16 protein-coding genes and 1 tRNA gene are annotated in these 17,951 nt (G+C 69.5%); 2 read left to right on the plus strand and 15 right to left on the minus strand.

From position 1 onward, the window contains the following. Positions 1-3: 3 nt before the first annotated feature. The 4 genes from C0V75_RS15225 to coxB form a co-directional block, all read right to left on the minus strand. Positions 4-573, minus strand: coding sequence for a cytochrome c oxidase assembly protein (locus tag C0V75_RS15225; RefSeq protein WP_101921828.1), 570 nt, complete (start codon positions 571-573; stop codon positions 4-6). Beyond that, a complete protein-coding gene (locus tag C0V75_RS15230; protein ID WP_101921829.1) occupies positions 570-758 on the minus strand; it encodes a hypothetical protein in 189 nt (62 codons plus the stop codon). The genes C0V75_RS15225 and C0V75_RS15230 overlap by 4 nt, the downstream gene beginning before the upstream one ends. Then, a complete protein-coding gene (gene cyoE, locus C0V75_RS15235; RefSeq protein ID WP_101921830.1) occupies positions 758-1,690 on the minus strand; it encodes a heme o synthase in 933 nt (310 codons plus the stop codon). Before cyoE ends, C0V75_RS15230 begins: the two co-directional genes overlap by 1 nt. A 73-nt stretch (positions 1,691-1,763) precedes the next feature. Beyond that, positions 1,764-2,654 (minus strand): cytochrome c oxidase subunit II, encoded by an 891-nt coding sequence (gene coxB, locus C0V75_RS15240; protein WP_101921831.1) that lies wholly within the window; start codon positions 2,652-2,654, stop codon positions 1,764-1,766. Between the two features lie 184 nt (positions 2,655-2,838). On the opposite strand from coxB, the gene tldD reads away from it, so the two are divergent. Then, complete coding sequence (gene tldD / locus C0V75_RS15245; protein ID WP_101922110.1) at positions 2,839-4,260, plus strand: metalloprotease TldD; 1,422 nt, start codon at positions 2,839-2,841, stop codon at positions 4,258-4,260. A gap of 195 nt (positions 4,261-4,455) precedes the next feature. On the opposite strand, the gene C0V75_RS15250 is transcribed toward tldD, so the two are convergent. The 5 genes from C0V75_RS15250 to C0V75_RS15270 all read right to left on the minus strand — a co-directional run bounded on the left by C0V75_RS15250 (position 4,456) and on the right by C0V75_RS15270 (position 10,547). After that, on the minus strand, positions 4,456-6,771 hold the full coding sequence (locus C0V75_RS15250) for a Tex family protein (protein WP_101921832.1): 2,316 nt from the start codon (positions 6,769-6,771) through the stop codon (positions 4,456-4,458). A 93-nt stretch (positions 6,772-6,864) separates the two neighbouring features. Continuing rightward, complete coding sequence (locus C0V75_RS15255; protein ID WP_101921833.1) at positions 6,865-8,154, minus strand: glycerate kinase; 1,290 nt, start codon at positions 8,152-8,154, stop codon at positions 6,865-6,867. Between the two features lie 31 nt (positions 8,155-8,185). Then, entirely contained in the window at positions 8,186-9,112 is a 927-nt protein-coding gene (locus C0V75_RS15260; RefSeq protein ID WP_101921834.1) for a biotin-dependent carboxyltransferase family protein, read from the minus strand. Then, complete coding sequence (locus C0V75_RS15265) at positions 9,109-9,786, minus strand: allophanate hydrolase subunit 1 (RefSeq protein ID WP_216821468.1); 678 nt, start codon at positions 9,784-9,786, stop codon at positions 9,109-9,111. The genes C0V75_RS15260 and C0V75_RS15265 overlap by 4 nt, the downstream gene beginning before the upstream one ends. Then, positions 9,783-10,547, minus strand: a complete 765-nt coding sequence (locus C0V75_RS15270; protein WP_101921835.1) for a LamB/YcsF family protein — start codon at positions 10,545-10,547, stop codon at positions 9,783-9,785. Before C0V75_RS15270 ends, C0V75_RS15265 begins: the two co-directional genes overlap by 4 nt. A 166-nt stretch (positions 10,548-10,713) precedes the next feature. Between C0V75_RS15270 and C0V75_RS15275 the strand changes: the two genes are divergently transcribed. Then, positions 10,714-10,788: transfer RNA gene (locus tag C0V75_RS15275), tRNA-Glu, on the plus strand. A 42-nt stretch (positions 10,789-10,830) separates the two neighbouring features. Here the strand turns inward: C0V75_RS15275 and C0V75_RS15280 are convergent. From C0V75_RS15280 to C0V75_RS15305, 6 genes are read right to left on the minus strand one after another with little or no spacing between them, the layout of a single operon-like run. Continuing rightward, positions 10,831-11,415 (minus strand): amino acid synthesis family protein, encoded by a 585-nt coding sequence (locus tag C0V75_RS15280; protein ID WP_101921836.1) that lies wholly within the window; start codon positions 11,413-11,415, stop codon positions 10,831-10,833. Further along, positions 11,412-11,996, minus strand: a complete 585-nt coding sequence (locus C0V75_RS15285; RefSeq protein WP_101921837.1) for an amino acid synthesis family protein — start codon at positions 11,994-11,996, stop codon at positions 11,412-11,414. Before C0V75_RS15285 ends, C0V75_RS15280 begins: the two co-directional genes overlap by 4 nt. Further along, positions 11,989-12,828: a UPF0280 family protein gene (locus tag C0V75_RS15290; protein WP_101921838.1), complete on the minus strand. Its 840-nt coding sequence runs from the start codon at positions 12,826-12,828 to the stop codon at positions 11,989-11,991. Before C0V75_RS15290 ends, C0V75_RS15285 begins: the two co-directional genes overlap by 8 nt. Further along, positions 12,828-14,276: a 6-hydroxynicotinate reductase gene (locus C0V75_RS15295; protein ID WP_101921839.1), complete on the minus strand. Its 1,449-nt coding sequence runs from the start codon at positions 14,274-14,276 to the stop codon at positions 12,828-12,830. Before C0V75_RS15295 ends, C0V75_RS15290 begins: the two co-directional genes overlap by 1 nt. After that, on the minus strand, positions 14,269-16,986 hold the full coding sequence (locus C0V75_RS15300) for a molybdopterin-dependent oxidoreductase (RefSeq protein ID WP_101921840.1): 2,718 nt from the start codon (positions 16,984-16,986) through the stop codon (positions 14,269-14,271). Before C0V75_RS15300 ends, C0V75_RS15295 begins: the two co-directional genes overlap by 8 nt. After that, positions 16,983-17,819, minus strand: a complete 837-nt coding sequence (locus C0V75_RS15305) for a xanthine dehydrogenase family protein subunit M (RefSeq protein WP_101921841.1) — start codon at positions 17,817-17,819, stop codon at positions 16,983-16,985. Before C0V75_RS15305 ends, C0V75_RS15300 begins: the two co-directional genes overlap by 4 nt. Between the last annotated feature and the right edge of the window lie 132 nt (positions 17,820-17,951).

Raw genomic sequence — 17,951 nt, forward strand, 5'->3', positions numbered from 1 at the left:
TTATCAGTTTACCGCGCCATCCGCAGGGGCGGCAAGCGCCGCCTGCTCTTCGGGCAGGGGTGTTTGGTAGAAGGTGTAGGAGAGCGTGATCTCCTTCACGAATGCGCCTTCCGGGTCTTTCACCATTTCGGGGTCCACGAAGAAGGAGACGGGCATCTGCACCCTTTCGCCCGGTTGCAGGACCTGTTCGGTGAAGCAGAAGCAGGCGATCTTGTCGAAATAGCCGCCTGCCGCCTCGGGCGCGACGTTGAAGCTGGCGGTGCCGGCGACGGGGCGGTCGGTGGGGTTGTAGGCCTCGTAGAAGGCCAGCGCATTTTCACCGATGCGCACCGTCATCTCGCGCTTCACGGGGCGGAATTCCCAGGGCATGCCGCGTTCGGTGGTGGCGTCGAACTTGATGACGACGGTCCGGTCGAGGATCGTGTCGGGCGCGGCCTCGGCCACGCCGGGGGTGCCGCCGAAGCCGGTGACGCGGCAGAACCAGTCGTAGAAAGGCACGGCGGCGAAGGAGAGGGAGCCCATGGTCGCCACCACCCCAACCAGATAGAGCGCCGTGCGGTTGTGACCCTTCATTCTGCCTCCTCTGCCGCCAGTTCGGGGCGGACCGAATGATCGAAAGCCTGCATCGGATCGCCGCGCGTGACCTTGACCACCGTCAGGGCGAAGACCAGCACGATGAACAGGGCGAGCGTCACCGCCACGCCGATATTGCGCCCGAAGCGGCGTCTGTGGATTTCATGTTCCGGGGGAAAGGCCATCACCAGCCCCCCATGCCATAGGGCCGCAGCGCGGCTTCCGCGAGGAAGGCCCCGAAATGCAGGAAGAGGTAGGAGAGCGAGAAGCGGAAGACCGATTTCTCGGTGGCGTAGCCATCCGCCTCGGCCATCGCCTCGTCGCGCCGCCATATGCGCCATGCGCCGATCAGGAACCAGCCGTTCAGCGCGATGGAGGCCGCCAGATAGATCGGCCCGCCGATGGAGGTGAAGGCCGCGCCGACGGCGACCGGAACCAGCAGGATGGTATAGACGAGGATATGGGTCCGCGTCGCCTTGCGCCCGTGGGTCACGGTCAGCATCGGCACGCCGGCATTGGAATAGTCATCCTTCATGAAGAGCGCGAGCGCCCAGAAATGCGGCGGCGTCCACATGAAGATCAGCGCGAACATGAGCAGGCTTTCGACCGAGATGCCGCCCGTGGCGCAGGCCCAGCCGATCATGGGCGGGAAGGCCCCCGCCGCGCCGCCGATCACGATGTTCTGCGGCGTGGAGCGTTTCAGCCACATCGAATAGACGACGGCGTAGAAGAAGATGGTGAAGGCCAGAAGCCCCGCCGCCAGCCAGTTTGCGGCCAGACCGAGCATGACCACGGCGATGCCGGACAGGGCCAGACCGACGGCCAGCGCCTCGCCCGCCGCGACCTTGCCCGCGGGCACGGGGCGGGATTTGGTGCGGCGCATGACCGCGTCGATATCGGCATCCCACCACATGTTCAGCGCGCCCGAGGCCCCTGCCCCCAGCGCGATGAAGAGGATGGAGGCGAAGGCGATCACGGGATGCACCGAGACCGGGGCCACCAGAAGCCCCACCAGCGCGGTGAAGACGACCAGCGACATCACGCGCGGCTTCAGAAGCTGCACGTAATCGCCGAAGCCCGCTTCTCCCGGCTGTTCATAGGCGCGGATATCGCTCATGCGCTGCATTTCCTCCCGGTGGGGATGCGGCCCCGCCGCAGCGGGGCCATCCCTGCCACGCCCCCTCGGGCGATCAGTTCGACGCCAAGGTGACCGGCTGCGCCATGTCGGCCGCCGAGAGGAGGACATCGCCCGCCTCGGCCTGGGCGACCCAGGCGGCATAGACCTCTTCCGACACGACCTTGACGGTGATGGGCATATAGGCGTGGTCCTTGCCGCAGAGTTCCGAGCACTGGCCGAAATAGATGCCCTCACGCTCGGCGCTGAACCAGAGCTGGGCGAGGCGGCCCGGCACGGCATCCTGCATCACGCCGAAGGCGGGGATCTTCCAGGAATGGATCACATCGGCGCCGGTGACGTTCATCACCACGGTCTTGCCCACGGGCACGACAACGGCAGTGTCGGTGGCGAGCAGGTAGTGGCTTTCGTCATAGCCGTATTCGGCAAGCTGGTCCTTCTGGAGCATGAAGCTGTCGAAGGCGATGGGGGTGGCCTCGGGGTCTTCGGTCACGCCGTTGTCGGTGTATTCATAGGACCAGTACCACTGCGCGCCGGTCACCTTGATGGTGATGTCGGCGGTGGGGATTTCCTGCTGCTTGAACAGGACGGGCAGCGAGAAGGCCCCGATGAAGACGAGGATGAGGATCGGGATCACCGTCCATGCCACTTCCAGAGGCGAATTATGCGTGAAGGTGGCGGGCGTCTTGTTGGCCTTCGTGTTGTAGCGGATCATCACCCAGACGAGCAGCGCGGTGACGAAGATCGTGATCACCGTGATGATGATCAGGATCATGTGGTCCAGACCCTGAAGGTCGCGGGCGAGTTCCGTCGCGGCGGGCTGGAAGCCCATCTCCTTGGGCAGCGGTTGCCCCACCACCTCCAGCCCCTGCGCGAAGGCCGCGCCGGACAGAAGTGCGCCGAGGCCGGATGCGGCCACTGCTTTGAAAATGGTCGAATGACGCATGGTCTTTTCCCGTTCGAGTGCGCGGCCTGTCGCCGCTGCTTCTTTGCCCGCCTGCCGCCCGCAACAAGCGAGCAGACGAGAATCCCGTTGTTTCCCGACCGCTTGAAACCATATTAGGGGCTGCGCGGCAAGCCAAACCGTTGCGGCAAAAGCGCGCCGTTTGACCCAGATCAAGGACATTGCCATGACCGACGCCCCCTTCCGCCCCTTCGAGACGGCGCTGGACGAAGGGGCCGCGCTGGCCCTGCTGCGGCAGGCCACGGCGGAGGCCGAGGATGGGGAACTGTTCCTGGAACGCAAGCGCAGCGAGGCGATCGTCCTGGATGACGGGCGGATCAAGACCGCCTCTTACGATGCCTCCGAAGGGTTCGGGCTGCGGGCGGTGAAGGGCGAGGTCGCGGCCTATGCCCATTCGACCGAGATTTCCGAACGCGCGCTGCGGCGGGCGGTGGATACGGCGCGGCTGGCCGTGGGCGCGGGCGGGGGGACGCTGGCCGAGGCGCCGCAGGGGACGAATGTGAAGCTTTACGGCGATGCCGATCCGATGGCGGATGCGACGTTCCCGGTGAAGATCGACATGCTGAAGGAGATCGACGCCTATGCGCGGGGCCTTGATCCCCGCGTGGTGCAGGTGTCGGCGACGCTGTCCGCCGGGTTGCAGGAGGTGGAGATTCTGCGCCCCGAAGGGCTGCGGCTGGCCGATGTGCGGCCGATGGCGCGGCTGAACGTGTCGGTCATCGTGGAACAGGGCGGGCGGCGCGAACAGGGGGGCATGGGCAGCGGCGGGCGCTTTGGCCTTGCCGCGCTGATGGAGCCCGCCCGGTGGAAGCCGATGGTGCAGGAGGCGCTGCGGATCGCGGTGGTGAACCTTGACGCGGTGCCTGCGCCGGCGGGGGTGATGGATGTGGTGCTTGGCCCCGGCTGGCCGGGCATCCTGCTGCATGAGGCCATCGGGCATGGGCTGGAGGGGGATTTCAACCGCAAGCAGACCTCGGCCTTTGCCGGGCTGATGGGCCAGCGGATCGCGGCACCGGGGGTGACGGTGCTGGATGACGGCACGCTGCCGGATCGGCGGGGGTCGATTTCCATCGACGACGAGGGGACGCCCTCGGGGAAGAATGTGCTGATCGAGGATGGCATCCTTGTGGGCTACATGCAGGATCGCCAGAATGCGCGGCTGATGGGGGTGGCGCCGACGGGGAACGGGCGGCGCGAGAGTTTCGCCCATATCCCGATGCCGCGGATGACGAATACCTACATGCTGGCAGGGGCCGAGGATCCGGCGGTGATCCTTGCCGGGCTGAAGGACGGCATCTATGCCGTGGGCTTTGGCGGCGGGCAGGTGGACATCACGAACGGGAAGTTCGTGTTTTCCTGCACCGAGGCCTATCGGGTACAGAACGGCAAGGTAGGCGCGCCGGTCAAGGGCGCGACGCTGATCGGCGACGGGGCGACGGCGTTGAAGCAGATCCGGGCGATCGGGAATGATCTGGCACTTGATCCCGGTATCGGGAATTGCGGCAAGGCCGGGCAATGGGTGCCGGTGGGGGTTGGCCAGCCCACGCTTTTGATCGGCGGGTTGACGGTGGGCGGCGCGGCGGCGTGACGGTGGGGCGGGGAGACCCCCGCCCTATGGTTGCAGGGTATGGCGGGGTGAACCCCGCCCTACGGTCGCGGGGTATGGCGGGGTGAACCCCGCCCTACGGTCGCGGGGGATGGCGGGGTGAACCCCGCCCTACGGCGGGTCACCCGGACCTGCCCTTGGACGGGGGGCTGTCTGCCCCGCCCGCCAGCCCGCGCCTCAGCGGGTGAATTTGCCTTTCAGCGCATCGGCGAAGGCATTGCCGCCACTGCCTGCCTTCGGCGCAGAGGACATGGGGCCGCGCGGGGGCTGACCCTTGGGCGGGGCGGCGCGGCGGTCCTGTGCGGCCTCGCGCGCCTCGCCCGACTGGGATTTCATCGTCAGGCCGATGCGCTTCCTTGCCGCGTCCACCTCGACCACGCGGACCTTCACCACATCGCCGGCCTTCACCACCTCATGCGGGTCTTTCACGAAACGGTCGGCAAGCTGGCTGACATGGACCAGCCCGTCCTGATGCACGCCGATATCGACGAAGGCACCGAAGGCGGCGACATTGGTGACGGTGCCTTCCAGGAGCATCCCCGGTTTCAGGTCGGAGATTTCGTTGACGCCTTCGGTGAAGGTGGCGGTCTTGAAGGACGGGCGCGGGTCGCGGCCGGGTTTTTCGAGTTCGGCCAGAATGTCCTTCACCGTGGGCAGACCGAAGCGGTCATCGACGAAACGCTTCGGGTCAACGGATTTCAGCGCCGCCGCATCGCCCATCAGTGCGCGGATGTCGCGTCCGCAGGCCGCGACGATGCGGCGGGCGACATCATAGGCTTCGGGGTGGACGGAGGAGGCGTCGAGCGGTTCGGCCCCATCAGGGATGCGCAGGAAGCCCGCCGCCTGTTCAAAGGCCTTGGGGCCGAGGCGCGCGACCTTCAGAAGGTCGCGGCGGGTGCGGAAGGGGCCGTTCTGGTCGCGGTGGGTGACGATGGCCTCGGCCAATGACGGGCCCACGCCCGAAACGCGGGCGAGAAGCGGCGCAGAGGCGGTGTTGAGGTCCACGCCCACCGCGTTCACGGCATCTTCCACCACCGCCTCCAGCGATTTGCCAAGGCGGTGCTGATCGACGTCATGCTGATACTGGCCGACGCCGATGGATTTGGGTTCGATCTTCACCAGTTCGGCCAGCGGGTCTTGCAGGCGGCGCGCGATGGAGACAGCGCCGCGCAGGCTGACGTCAAGACCGGGGAATTCCTTGGCGGCGAGTTCGGAAGCGGAATAGACCGAGGCGCCGGCCTCGCTGACAATCACCTTCACGAGTTTTTCGCTGCCGGGCAGGACGGCGAGGAGGTCGGCCACCATCTTTTCCGTCTCGCGGCTGGCGGTGCCGTTGCCGATGGCGATGAGCTGGACCTTGTGCTTCTGGATCAGTTGCGCCAGCGCCACTTGCGCGCCGCGCAGGTCGTTCTTGGGCTGGAAGGGATAGACGGTGTCGGTGGCAAGGAGTTTTCCGGTGGCATCCACCACCGCGACCTTGACGCCGGTACGGATGCCGGGATCGAGGCCCATCGTGGCCTTGCCCCCGGCGGGGGCGGCAAGGAGCAGGTCCTTGAGGTTGCGGGCGAAGACGCGGATCGCCTCTTCCTCGGCCCGATCCCGCATCTCGGCCATCAGGTCGAGGGTGAGGGAAGTGCGGATCTTCACCCGCCAGGCCCAGGCGGCGGCTTCGCGCAGCCAGATGTCGCCTGCCCCGCGCGTGCCGGCCTGAAGGACGGCGGCACAGGCGCGTTCGGCCGGGCTTTCGCCCTTGGGCGCGTCGGCGTCGATGTCGAGGTCGATGGCGAGGATGCCTTCGTTGCGGCCGCGCAGCATGGCGAGGACGCGGTGCGAGGGGGCGGTGGCCCAGACTTCGGAATGGGCGAAATAGTCGGAGAATTTGGCCCCTTCGGTTTCCTTCCCTTCCACCACCTTGGCGGTGAGTTTCGCCACCTGTTTCATGTGGCCGCGCAGGCGGCCCAGCAGATCGGCGTTTTCGGCAAGGCTTTCGGCGAGGATGTCGCGCGCGCCTTCGAGGGCGGATTTGGTGTCGGGGACGGCTTCGGTGATATAGGTTTCGGCCAGTTTGGCCGGGTCTGCCGCGCGGTCGGCGAGGATGGCGTCGAGGAGCGGGCCGAGGCCGTTCTCGCGGGCGATCATCGCGCGGGTGCGGCGTTTGGGTTTGTAGGGAAGGTAGATGTCTTCGAGTTCGGCCTTGGTCGTGGCCTTGAGGATGGCGCCTTGCAGGCTGTCGGTCATCTTGCCCTGTTCGGTGATCGAGGACAGGATCGCGGCGCGCCTCGCCTCCATCTCGCGCAGATAGGCGAGGCGGTCGGAGAGGGTGCGCAGCTGCGTGTCATCCAGCCCGCCCGTAACCTCTTTCCGATAGCGCGCGACGAAGGGCACGGTCGCGCCTTCGTCCAGAAGGCCGATGGCGGCGGCCACCTGCGCGGGCTGCGCGCCGATTTCGGCGGCAATGATCTGGGGGATGCGGCGGGCGGTGTCGAGGGTCATGTTCGTCCTGTGGCGGGGGTCTTCTGGGGGGCCGAGTCAGCGGGCCGCGACCATAGCCGGGCTGGCGGTGGGCTGCCAGAGTGGCGGGCCGCGTCAGCCGGACGGGGGCAGGATCAGAATGGCGCGGAAGTCGTTCACATTGGTCAGGGTGGGGCCGGTGATGACCTGATCCTTCAGGGCGGCGAAGAAGGAATGGGCGTCGTTGCGGGCCAGGGATTGCGCGGCGTCGATCCCGGCGGATGTGGCGCGGGGGAGTGTATCGGGGGCGATGACTGCGCCCGCCACCTCGGCCGCGCCATCGACACCGTCGGTGTCGCAGGCCAGCGCATGGATGCCCGGGGTGCCGTTCAGGGCGAGGGCAAGGGCGAGGCAGAATTCGGCATTGGGGCCGCCGATCCCGTCGCCGCGGCGGGTGACGGTCAATTCGCCGCCCGAGAGGAGGAGGACGGGCGGGTCGGTCGGGCGCAGTGCGGCGCGGATCGCCTGCGCCTGCGCGGCCTGGGCTGCGGCGACCTCGCGCGCCTCGCCTTCCAGCGCGTCGCCGAGAAGGCGGACGTCGATCCCTGCGGCGCGGGCCAGAGTGGCGGCGGCCTCCAGCGACTGGGCGGGGGCGGCGATGACGCGGTTTTCAACGCGCGTGAGACGCGGATCGCCGGGGGGCACCACGCCCGAGCCTTGCGCCAGCGCCGCTGTGACGGAAGCAGGCACCGGGATCGACCAGCGGTCAAGCACGGCGCGGGCATCGGCAAGGGTGGAAGGATCGCCCACCGTCGGCCCCGATCCGATGAAGGCGGGGTCATCCCCCGGCACGTCGGAGATCATGAGCGCGAGCATCCGCGCGGGGTGGGCGGCGGCGGCAAGCTGGCCGCCCTTCACGCGGCTGAGATGCTTGCGGACCGTGTTCATCCGGTCGATCGGCGCGCCGGAGGCGAGGAGGGCCGCGTTGACGGCGCGCTTTTCCTCCAGCGTCACGCCCGTGACCGGGGAAACCAGCAGGGCCGAGGCCCCGCCGGAGATCAGGGCGAGGACGAAATCCTCTTCCCCCAGACCCGAGAGGAGGTCAAGCATCCGCGCCGTTGCCGCCGCACCTGCGGCATCGGGGACGGGATGGGCGGCCTCCACGATCTCGATCCCCTTGCAGGGGCGGGCATAGCCGTAGCGGGTGATGACCAACCCTTCGCAGGGGCCCCAGACGCTTTCCACCGCCTCGGCCATGCGGGCGCTGGCCTTGCCTGCGCCGATGACGAGGACGCGACCGGGGACGCGGCCGGGCGGTTTCGGCGGCAGATGGGCGGGCATCATCCGCATCGGATCGGCCACTTCGACCGCCCGGTCGAAAAGCCCGCGCAGAAAGCCTGCCGCGCCCGTTTCGTCGATAGCCATGCCCACCCCCGGTTTACGTAATTTACGTATTTTATCGTTCCAGCAGCCGCGCCAAGGCGGCGGCGCGCAGCCGGGCCATCCCCACCGCCTGTTCCGGGCTGACGGCCCGGAAGGCCACCGCCGCATGTGGCCTGAGTTGGGCGAAGCCGTCCAGTTCAGAACCGACCAGCGTGGCGATCTTGGGATATCCGCCCGTGGTCTGGTGATCGGCCAGCAGGACCACGGGCACGCCGTCGCCCGCCACCTGGATCGACCCGCGCAGCACGGGTTCGGAGGGGATGGCCAGCGCCGATTGCGGGGCGAGCGAGGGGCCGCGCAGGCGCACCCCCATCCGGTCATAGGCATCGGTCAGGTGGAAGGTCGTGCCGAGCAGAAGGTCGATCCGGTCGGAACCGAAGAAGCGGTCCTGCGGGCCGATGACCACCGCCACCTCGCCGCGCGGGCGGGCCCAGACCGGGCAGGCGATCGGGCGTTCGGGCAGGAGGCGCGAGTCTTCGACGACAAGCCGCTGTCCTTTGGTCACCGCGCCGCCGCCCAGACCGGACAGGGCATGGGTGGCGCGGCTGCCCAGCCAATCGGGCGCGATCAGGCGCCCGGCGAAGGCCATCACGCTCCACGCCCCCCAGGGACCGCGCCGCACCGCCAGCCGGTCGCCTTCGCGCAGGGTGACGACCTGCCATGAGCCGAGGCGCGTTGACCCGCGGTCCAGAAGAAAGCCACCGCCCGCGATGGCGATGGAGAGCGCGCCTTCCTCCACCTCCAGCGTCAGGCCGCCGAGCGACACTTCCACCGCTGCCGCGCCGGGCGGATTGCCGAGGCCGTGGTTGGCGAGAGCCAGCGCCGCCCGGTCCATCGCGCCCGAAGCGGGAACGCCGAAGCGCAGGAAGCCCGCGCGCCCGCCATCCTGGACGGAACAGAGCGGCCCCGCCGCCGTCACGCGCAGCACCGCGCGGGTCATGCCCCCTGCTCCAGTTCCGAGGCCGGGATACGGCGGAAGCGGACCCTGTCGCCCACGTCGAAGAGGAAGGGATGCGCCTCGGCCCCGGTGAGGATACGGGTGGGGGAGCGGCCGATGATCCACCATCCTGTCGGCATGGTGAGCGTCGTCACGAGGCATTGCCCGCCCGCGATGATGACGCTGCCGGCGGGAACGGCGCGGAGGGGGGCGGTCTTGCGCGGCAGGCGGATCGGCTCGGGGAGGCCGGTCAGATAGGCATAGCCCGGCGCGAAGCCATACATGGCGACGCGGAACTCGCCCGCCAGATGGGCGGCGATGACGGCCTCTTCCGTAAGCCCGGTCTGCGCGGCGACGGCCGCCAGATCGGGGGCATGGGGCGGATCGTAGCAGACCAGCACCTCGCGCGGGGTGGCGTCCTGCGGCACCTCGGGCAGGCTGGCCAGCCGTGCCAGCACCGCCGCCGCGACGGCGGCATGATCGGTCACAAGCGGGTCGAAGATCACCAGCAGGTTGACCATGGCGGGCACCAGTTCCACCTGCCCCGGCACGGGATCGCCGCGCAGCGCGCGGTCGAGCGCCCAGACCTGCGCCTGCACCTCGGGCGCGACGGCATCGCCCAGTTCCACGAGGAGGGCGCGATCCGCCACCGGCACGGCGCGGGGCGGCATGGTCATGGCCCCGCGAAGGGCCGCAGGGCGAGGCCCGCGCCTTCCAGCGCTGCCCGCACGGCCCGCGCCATGGCGACGGAATCGGGGCTGTCGCCGTGCACGCAGATGGAGCCCGCATCAAGGGCGATCTCGCCCCCGCCCAGAACCGGCATCCGGCCGGTTTCCACGAAGTGCCGCATCCGCGCGGCGGCCTCGGTTGCGTCGTGCAGCACGGCCCCCGGCTGGCCGCGCGGAACGAGGCGGCCTTGCGCGGTATAGGCGCGGTCGGCGAAAACCTCGGCCACCACGGGCAGGCCGGCCTTGCGGCCTTCGCGTTCCAGTTCGGTGCCGGAGATGGCGAGAAGGGCCAGCCGCCCCGGCTGCGCCGCGACGGCGCCCGCGATGGCGGCGGCGACTTCGGCCCGGTCGGCGGCGAGATTGGCCAAAGCGCCATGCGCCTTGACATAGCGGACCGGCACCCCGGCCAGCGCCGCCACGCCCAGAAGCGCCCCGATCTGGGCCGCGACCATGCGGCCGATCTCGGCGGGGGTCATGGGGATGATGCGGCGGCCGAACCCCTCGCGGTCGGCAAAGCCGGGATGGGCGCCGACGACCACGCCGCGCGCGGCGGCGGCGCGGAGGGTGGCGAACATCACCTCGGCATCGCCGGCATGGCCGCCGCAGGCGAGGTTGGCGCTGGTGACCAGGTCCAGAAGGGCGGCATCGTCGCCCATCGTCCAGGGGCCGAACCCTTCGCCCAGATCGGCATTCAGGTCGATCTCGCGCATTGCCCCTCCTTCTGATTCGCCCGGCTTGCGGGTGCCGATCCTGCCCGCCCCCTGCGGGAAGCGAAACCCGTTGCGGCAGGCGCGCAGGGGGCAAAAGGAGAAACCGGCGATTATCCCCCTTGCGCCGGGATTTGGCCTTCGTTAAATCCGCCCCACCTGCCAGCGTGGCCCGTTCGTCTATCGGTTAGGACACCAGGTTTTCAACCTGGGAAGAGGGGTTCGACTCCCCTACGGGCTGCCACCCTTCCCATCATCGCAAACAGCAAGCATCGCCCGAGCGGCGTCAGCGCAGCCCGTCCTTGCCGATGGCCGCCTCATGCGTCAGGCCGCCGACGCGGGGCAGCGGGCGGCCGCCATCGGTGACGGCGACGGCGACCATGATCTCGGCGGCGCGGGGGCTGTCGTTCAGGCGGACCTCGATCCCGTCGAAATGGCTGCGGACATAGGCGGCATCCTTGTGGCCGAGCGGCACGTCCAGCACCTGCCCCGGACCGCCCATCTTCTTGGACGAGGGCACCAGTGCCGCGCCGCCGCCGACGGCTTCGCGCAGGGGGGCGCCGAGTTTGGGGTGGAGGATCGCGGCGGCATGTTCCAACTCGCCCGCCTCGCCCACCATGGCGGCCTTGCCATAGCTCTGGGCCTGTTCGGGGGCGATGCCCAGCGCCGCCACGCAGCGCCGCCCCAGAAGCGCGCCGAGTTCGGCGCCGATCTCGGTCAGCGGGGTAAGATCCTCGACATAGCGGCCGGCGAAGGGATTGGCGATCACCGCCACGGCGACGGCCTTGCGGGTGGGGGGCGCGATGGGGCGCCCGGCCTCGTGATGCGTTTCCTCGACCCAGACGGCGAGCTTGCGGATATCGGCACTCATCTCAGACCATCCTCTCCCTTGATGTCGGTGGCGGCGAGCCCGCCTGAACGGGCATGGACCCGCGCGCCGGTGGTCATCACGAGGACGACCATCATCTCGTCGGCGCGGGGGCTGTCATTCAGGCCGACCTCCATCGAATCGAAATGGCTGCGGACATAGGAGGCATCGACATGGGTGATCGGCACGTCGAGCCTTGCGCCGACCCCGCCGACCTTTTTCGACGAGGGGACGATGGCCTTGGCACCGCCCAGCACCTCGCGCATGGCATAGCCGCCGGGGGCGTGCCAGAGCGCGCCATGTTCCAGCTCGCCCGCGCTGCCGATCAGCGCGCCCTTGCCATAGCCTTCGATGGCGTCGGGATTGCCGCCGAGTTCGGCCAGAAGGCGCTGCGCCATCTGGAGGCCGAGGGGTTTCAGATCCTCCATGAAGGGCTGGATCTCTTCGACATAGGCCCCGGCGAAGGGGTTGCGGATGACGGCCATGATCGCCCCGCGGCGCAGCGGGGTGGCGGCGACCGGGCCGCCTTCGTGGAAGATCTCTTCCACCGCCGTGGCGAGTTTGCGCAGGATGACGTCAGGCATGGCAGGGGCTCCGCAGGAGAAGGGGATGTGTCTCGCCGACCAGCCGGGTCTGGCCGTCGAGGAAGAGGGCGACCGAGGTTGCAAGGCCGCGCGCACAGATCGCCCGCGCCGTTTCTGCGGCCCGGTCCAGGGCTTGGGCCACTTCGGCCATGGCAAGCGGGCCGCGCCCGGTGGTGACCATGCGCGGGCCGAGATCGCTGTCGGGCTGGAGCGCATCGGCCCGGCTGCGGCGGATGGCGGGATGGCCGGGAAGATCGACATCATTGGCGATGAGCGTGGCGGCGACATCGGCCATGGCCGCAGAGGGGGCCAGCACGGTGACGGCATCCGCGATGCCGAGCGAGTGGCTGCGCCCGCCGAGGCCCGAGGTCGCGCAGCCGCGGATGGGGCTGTCATGGGACAGGTCCACCCGGCCCAGATCGCGCCCGTCCGGGGCGGCGATGGCGAGGCGGAAGCCGTGGCCTTCGGCAAGGTGCAGGGCGATATCGCCGCCATTGTTCACATAGGCCCGCGTCAGGCGGCAGACGGTCATGGCGGCCAGAACCTCTTCGGCCACGGCCCCTGCCACTGCCGCCATGGGCGTGACGAAGACGGGCCGGTGCGGCAGGCAGGCGGCGACCATGCGGCGGGCCGTGGTGCCGGTGGCGGGGTCGCCGACGGGGCGGCGCAGGAGGGGCAGTTCCGCCACGAGTTCGGGCAGGAGGGTGCGGAACCGGTCCCAGGCGGCGCGGAAGGCGGCCTCGCGGTCGCCTTCCGCGCCGATGATCAGGTCGATCGGCCCGTGGCGCAGATGCAACCGGTCATCAAGGCGCTGCGCGACGGGGGCCTCCATCAGCGGCCCCAGGGGAAATGGATGGGGGCGAGCGGTTCCTCTTCGGAACTGACCAGCCGGATATCGGGCTTGAGCACGCTGCTGACCGGGCGGACGTGATCCACATGGCCGCCCAGCGCGGCATAGTCGGACAGGCGCAGGGTGAATTCGATGGGGGCGACGAGGGCCGGGGTCGGGACATAGCCGAAGGAATTGACGGGCATGTCCAGCACATCCGCCATGACGGTGATGCCGCCGCCGGGCCAGACATAGGCCTGCGCCCCGCCGCAGGTGACGCGGGTCAGCGCCGCCTTCACCGATTGCGTGAGCCGGACGGGATTGGAGGTGACCCCCGCCCGGAGCGAGCCGCCCGCCCCGGCCATGAAGACCACCGAGCAGACCGAGGGTTCGCAATTCTCGCCGATCAGGCGGGCGCTTTCGGCGAGGCCGGGCAAGGCCTCGGCCGGGCGCGGGACGAGGTCCGCGTCAAGTTCGTAATAGCCCCATTGTTCGCCCGTGGTGGAGATCATCAGAAGCCGCAGGCCGGGCCAGGCGACCTTGGGGTCGAAGGGTTTCAGGATGGTGAGCGGGTCTTCGACATCCGTCCCGCCCCAGCCGCGGCCGGGATGGGCGACCTGGAAATAGCGGCCCGGCGTGGAGCGGCGGCCATTCAGCCGGATGCCGGTGGCGGGGATGTCGAGGAGCTTGCCCGCCTGATGTTCCGACAGGACGCCGGTGATGTGGTCATCGACCACCACCACCTCATCCACCTGACCCAGCCATTGCTTGGCGAACATGCCGATGGTGGCCGAGCCGCAGCCTACCCGCATCAGCTTTTCCGCCACGCCGTTGATGACGGGGGCCTTGCCCGCCTGGATCACCACCGTCGCGCCGTCGTCGATGGTCACCTCCACCGCCTCGCGGTTGCACAGGCGCATCAGGGCATCGCAGGTGACGCGGCCTTCCTTCTTGCTGCCGCCGGTCAGGTGCAGCACGCCGCCGAGCGACAGCATGGCCGAGCCATATTCCCCGGTCATCACATGGCCGACGGGTTCGCCCTCCACCCGCACCAGCGCGCGTTCGGCGCCGATATGACGATCGGTGTCGATCTTCACCTTGACGCCGCAATAGCTGAAGATGCCTTCGGTGACGACGGTGACCATGTCCACCCCGTCGATCTTCTGGCTGACGATGAAGGGGGCGGGCTTGTAATCGGGATAGGTGGTTCCGGCACCGACGGCGGTGACGAAGGTCCGTCCGCCCTGGATCAGGTCGCCGTCCCAATCCTCGGTCGTAAGGAACGGCACCGCCTGCGCGCCGGATTGCAGCACGGTGAGCGGATCGAGCCGGACCAGTTCGCCCTTGTGATTGGCATAGCGGTCGCAGGCCCCGGCGCGGCCTTCGGCGATGTAGCACATCACCGGGCAGGCATCGCAGCGGATCTTTTCGGGGGTGGGCGTGTCAGTCATATCCGGCTTCCTTCAGGGCGGCACGCAGCCGGGCGGGCGTCACGGGCAGGCGGCGGACCGACACCCCTGTCGCGTCGCGGATCGCGTTCAGGATGGCGGGCGCGGTGGGGATCAGCACATGTTCGCCAAGCCCCTTGGCCCCGTAGGGACCATGCGCATCGGGTTCCTCGATGATCAAGGTCTCGATGGGGGGGAGGTCGCCGATGGTAGGGATCAGGTAGTCGTGCAGGTTCTCGGTCCGGCCGGGGATGTATTCCTCCATCAGCGCCATGCCGAGACCCTGGGCGATGCCGCCCTGAACCTGGCCTTCGACGAGGAGCGGGTTGATCGCCCGGCCCACATCATGCGCGGCGGTGAAGGAGAGCGGGCGGACGAGGCCGAGCTTCACATCCACCTCGACCACGGCCAGATGGGCGGCATAGCCGAACTGGGCATAGGGCGCGCCCTGCCCGTCGGCATCGAGCGGCCGGGTGGGCGGATCGTAGCTTTCCTGTGCCGCGAGGACATAGCCGGAGCTGTCGGGCGGCAGGGTCGCGAGGTCCAGCCGCTGGCCGGCGGCGGCGACAGTGCCGGGGCCGAAGGTCAGGGCCGCATCCGGGGCGACATTGAGGCGGGTGGTGATGGCGCGGCGCAAGGCCTCGCCCGCCAGCCGGGCCGCGTTGCCGGTGACGAAGGTCTGGCGCGAGGCGGAGGTCTTGCCGGCATCGGGCGTGAGGTCGGTATCGGGGCCGATCAGGCGGATCAGGCCCATCGGCGCGCCCAGCGCGGTGGCGAAGATCTGGGTGATGACGGTATTGGCCCCCTGCCCGATATCCATGGCGCCCTGATGCAGGACGATGGTGCCGTCGGCCTGCACACCGGCCCGGATGGTGGAGGGGTTGGGCAGCGAGGTATTGCCGCAGCCATACCAGCCGGAGGCGAGGCCGACCCCGCGCCGCAGCGGGCCTGCGCCCGCGTTGAAGGCACGGGTTTCGGCGCGGGCGCGGTCATAGGCGGGGCGCAGGGCTTCGAGGCAGGCGGCGATGCCCACGCCCTGCGGGAAGACCTGGCCGCAGACCGTGGGCTGGCCGTTGCGCAGGGCGTTGAGCAGGCGGAATTCCAGCGGGTCGATCCCCAGCCGGGCGGCCAGTTCGTCGAAGAGGCCTTCCTGCGCCACTGCCGATTGCGGCACGCCGAAGCCGCGGAAGGCGCCGGAGGGCGGGCAATGGGTGTGGATGGCCCGCGTCTCGGCCCGGTAATCCGGCACGAGATAGGGGCCGGAGGCATGGACCGGCACGCGATTGGCCACGGTCGGCCCCCAGGAGGCATAGGAGCCGGTGTTGAAATCGCCTTCGAACACCATCCCCGAGAGCCGCCCCTCTGCCGTCGCCCCGAGCCGGAGGCGGATGGCGGAGGGGTGCCGCTTGGTTGTCGATTGCATGGATTCGGTGCGGCTGTAGGTGATGCGCGCGGGGCGCCCGGTTTTCAGCGCGGCCAGCGCCACGAAGGGCTGGACCGAGATGTCGAGCTTGGAGCCGAAGCCGCCGCCGACCGCCGTCGGGACGATGCGGATACGGGACGGGTCCATCGCGAGGACCTCGGCCATGGACTCCTGATCCATCACCGGGGCCTGGGTGCAGGCGTGAATCTCCAGCCTGTCGCCGACGAGCCGGGCGAAGCCTGCCTCGGGTTCGATATAGGCATGTTCGACGAAGCCGGTCTCGAAATGACCCTCGACCACCACGGCGGCGGCGGCCAGCGCCGCCTCGGCATCGCCGCGCCGCACGCGGCCCCGGCACATCACGTTGCCGGCGCGGTCGGGATGCAGGAGCGGCGCATCCTCGGCCAGCGCCTCGGCCGGGGTGAGGACGGCGGGGAGCGGGGTCCAGGTCACGGGGAAGGTGGCAGGGTCGAAGCGGGCGATGCGGTCGGCCTCGCCCACCACGGCGGCGATGGCCTCGCCGCGGAAGCGGGCTTCGCTTTCGGCGAAGACCGGCTGATCGACGAAGGCCGGGATGACGCCAAAAGCGTTGCGCCCCGGCACATCGCGGGCCGTCAGCACGACAAGGCCGGTCTGCGCGGACCATGCCGCCAGATCGCCGAAGCGGAAGGCGGCGCGGGGATGGGGCGAGCGGATGACCTTCACGACAAGGGCATCGGGCGGGGCGACGTCATCGCCATAGGCTTCGTCGCCGGTGATCTTGGGCAGGCCGTCGATGCGGGGCATGGCGGTGCCGACACCGCCCGGTTCCGCCGCCGCCTGCCCCGCCCCCACCACAGCGTCGATGATCTTGCGATAGCCGGTGCAGCGGCAGAGGACGCCGCCCAGCGCATCCTGCACCTCGGCGGTGGTGGGGTCTGCCACCGCGCGCAGGAGCGCCACGGCGGCAACCATCATGCCGGGCGTGCAGATGCCGCATTGTGCCGCCTGATGCGATTCGAAGCTTTGCACCAGCCTCTTTGCGACAGGGTCGGCGAGGACGCCTTTCAGCGTTTCCACCCGCCGCCCGGCCGCCTGATGGGTGGGCATCAGGCAGGCACAGACGGGGCGGCCATCGACCAGCACGGAACAGGCCCCGCAATCGCCGGCATTGCAGCCAAGCTTCACCTCGCGCGCGCCGAGCGTTTCGCGCAAGGTATGCGACAGGCGTTCGCCCGTCTCGGGCAGGGCGGTGACGGGCCCGCCGTTCAGGGTGAAATGGACAGCCGCCGATTGCCCCTGCACCGTCATGCGCCTGCCCCTTTCGCGATCAGTTCATCCAACAAGCGCGACAGCATCTCGGCCACGGCCTCGATACGGAAGGCGTCGGTTCCCCGGATATCCGTCAGCGGTGCCAATCCGTCGAGATCCCCTGCCTCCACCCGGACCGGTTGGTCCGCGGGATGGCCGCGCAGACGCGCCTCCAGCCGCGGCAGGCGGCGGGCGACAGGGGAACAGGCGCCGACGGCCAGGCGGGCGTCGGTCAGCCGCCCCTCCGACAGGCGCAGCGCGCCGGCGACCATGACGATGGAGATGACCATGTAGCGCCGGGCGCCCAGCTTGGCGAAGCCCGCCAGCGGGGTTTCGGGATCGGGGACGAGCACGGCGGAGAGAAGTTCATCGGGCTGCCGCGCCGTCCGGCGCGGACCGAGCAGGAAGTCGGCCAGGGCAAGTACCCGGACCCCGCGCGGCGACACGAGTTCCACCTGCGCATCGAGTGTGAGAAGCGGCGGCACCCCATCGGCGGCGGGGGAGGCGTTGCAGAGATTGCCGCCGATCGTGCCGGCATTCTGGATCTGGAGCGAGCCCACCTCGCGCGCGGCGGCGCGCAGGCCGTCGAAGGCGGGGGGAAGATCGGCCTCGGCGATGTCCGTCCAGGTCGTGGCGGCGCCGATGCGCCAGCCCTCCGGCCCCTGCGAGATGCCGCGAAAGCCGGGCAGCGCGGTGACGTCGAGGATCGGCAGATCGGTGAGATGGTCGCGCGGCCCGGCGAACCAGTCCGTCCCCCCGGCGATCACCGCGACGGGCCCGCGCGAGAGTGCGGCGAGGGCCTCTTCCATCCGGGTTGCAGAAAGATAGCTCATCCTGGGGACCTGGGCTTGAAACTTGTTCGCATGCAAATAAGAACCCGGCCCGCTGCTTCTGTCAAATCCTATCGACGGCCGCCGTGCCGATAATCCGCCGCGGCGGCCTTCGGGCGGGGGGCGCGCTGAAAG

Origin of the sequence: Tabrizicola sp. TH137 (assembly GCF_002855575.1) — a bacterium.
Classification (GTDB): domain Bacteria; phylum Pseudomonadota; class Alphaproteobacteria; order Rhodobacterales; family Rhodobacteraceae; genus Paragemmobacter.

Excerpts from the sequence above, each read along its gene's own strand:
- C0V75_RS15225 (WP_101921828.1), bottom strand. The coding sequence starts at position 573 with ATGAAGGGTCACAACCGCACGGCGCTCTATCTGGTTGGGGTGGTGGCG.
- C0V75_RS15230 (WP_101921829.1), bottom strand. The coding sequence starts at position 758 with ATGGCCTTTCCCCCGGAACATGAAATCCACAGACGCCGCTTCGGGCGC.
- cyoE (WP_101921830.1), bottom strand. The coding sequence starts at position 1,690 with ATGAGCGATATCCGCGCCTATGAACAGCCGGGAGAAGCGGGCTTCGGC.
- coxB (WP_101921831.1), bottom strand. The coding sequence starts at position 2,654 with ATGCGTCATTCGACCATTTTCAAAGCAGTGGCCGCATCCGGCCTCGGC.
- tldD (WP_101922110.1), top strand. The coding sequence starts at position 2,839 with ATGACCGACGCCCCCTTCCGCCCCTTCGAGACGGCGCTGGACGAAGGG.
- C0V75_RS15250 (WP_101921832.1), bottom strand. The coding sequence starts at position 6,771 with ATGACCCTCGACACCGCCCGCCGCATCCCCCAGATCATTGCCGCCGAA.
- C0V75_RS15255 (WP_101921833.1), bottom strand. The coding sequence starts at position 8,154 with ATGGCTATCGACGAAACGGGCGCGGCAGGCTTTCTGCGCGGGCTTTTC.
- C0V75_RS15260 (WP_101921834.1), bottom strand. The coding sequence starts at position 9,112 with ATGACCCGCGCGGTGCTGCGCGTGACGGCGGCGGGGCCGCTCTGTTCC.
- C0V75_RS15265 (WP_216821468.1), bottom strand. The coding sequence starts at position 9,786 with ATGACCATGCCGCCCCGCGCCGTGCCGGTGGCGGATCGCGCCCTCCTC.
- C0V75_RS15270 (WP_101921835.1), bottom strand. The coding sequence starts at position 10,547 with ATGCGCGAGATCGACCTGAATGCCGATCTGGGCGAAGGGTTCGGCCCC.
- C0V75_RS15280 (WP_101921836.1), bottom strand. The coding sequence starts at position 11,415 with ATGAGTGCCGATATCCGCAAGCTCGCCGTCTGGGTCGAGGAAACGCAT.
- C0V75_RS15285 (WP_101921837.1), bottom strand. The coding sequence starts at position 11,996 with ATGCCTGACGTCATCCTGCGCAAACTCGCCACGGCGGTGGAAGAGATC.
- C0V75_RS15290 (WP_101921838.1), bottom strand. The coding sequence starts at position 12,828 with ATGGAGGCCCCCGTCGCGCAGCGCCTTGATGACCGGTTGCATCTGCGC.
- C0V75_RS15295 (WP_101921839.1), bottom strand. The coding sequence starts at position 14,276 with ATGACTGACACGCCCACCCCCGAAAAGATCCGCTGCGATGCCTGCCCG.
- C0V75_RS15300 (WP_101921840.1), bottom strand. The coding sequence starts at position 16,986 with ATGACGGTGCAGGGGCAATCGGCGGCTGTCCATTTCACCCTGAACGGC.
- C0V75_RS15305 (WP_101921841.1), bottom strand. The coding sequence starts at position 17,819 with ATGAGCTATCTTTCTGCAACCCGGATGGAAGAGGCCCTCGCCGCACTC.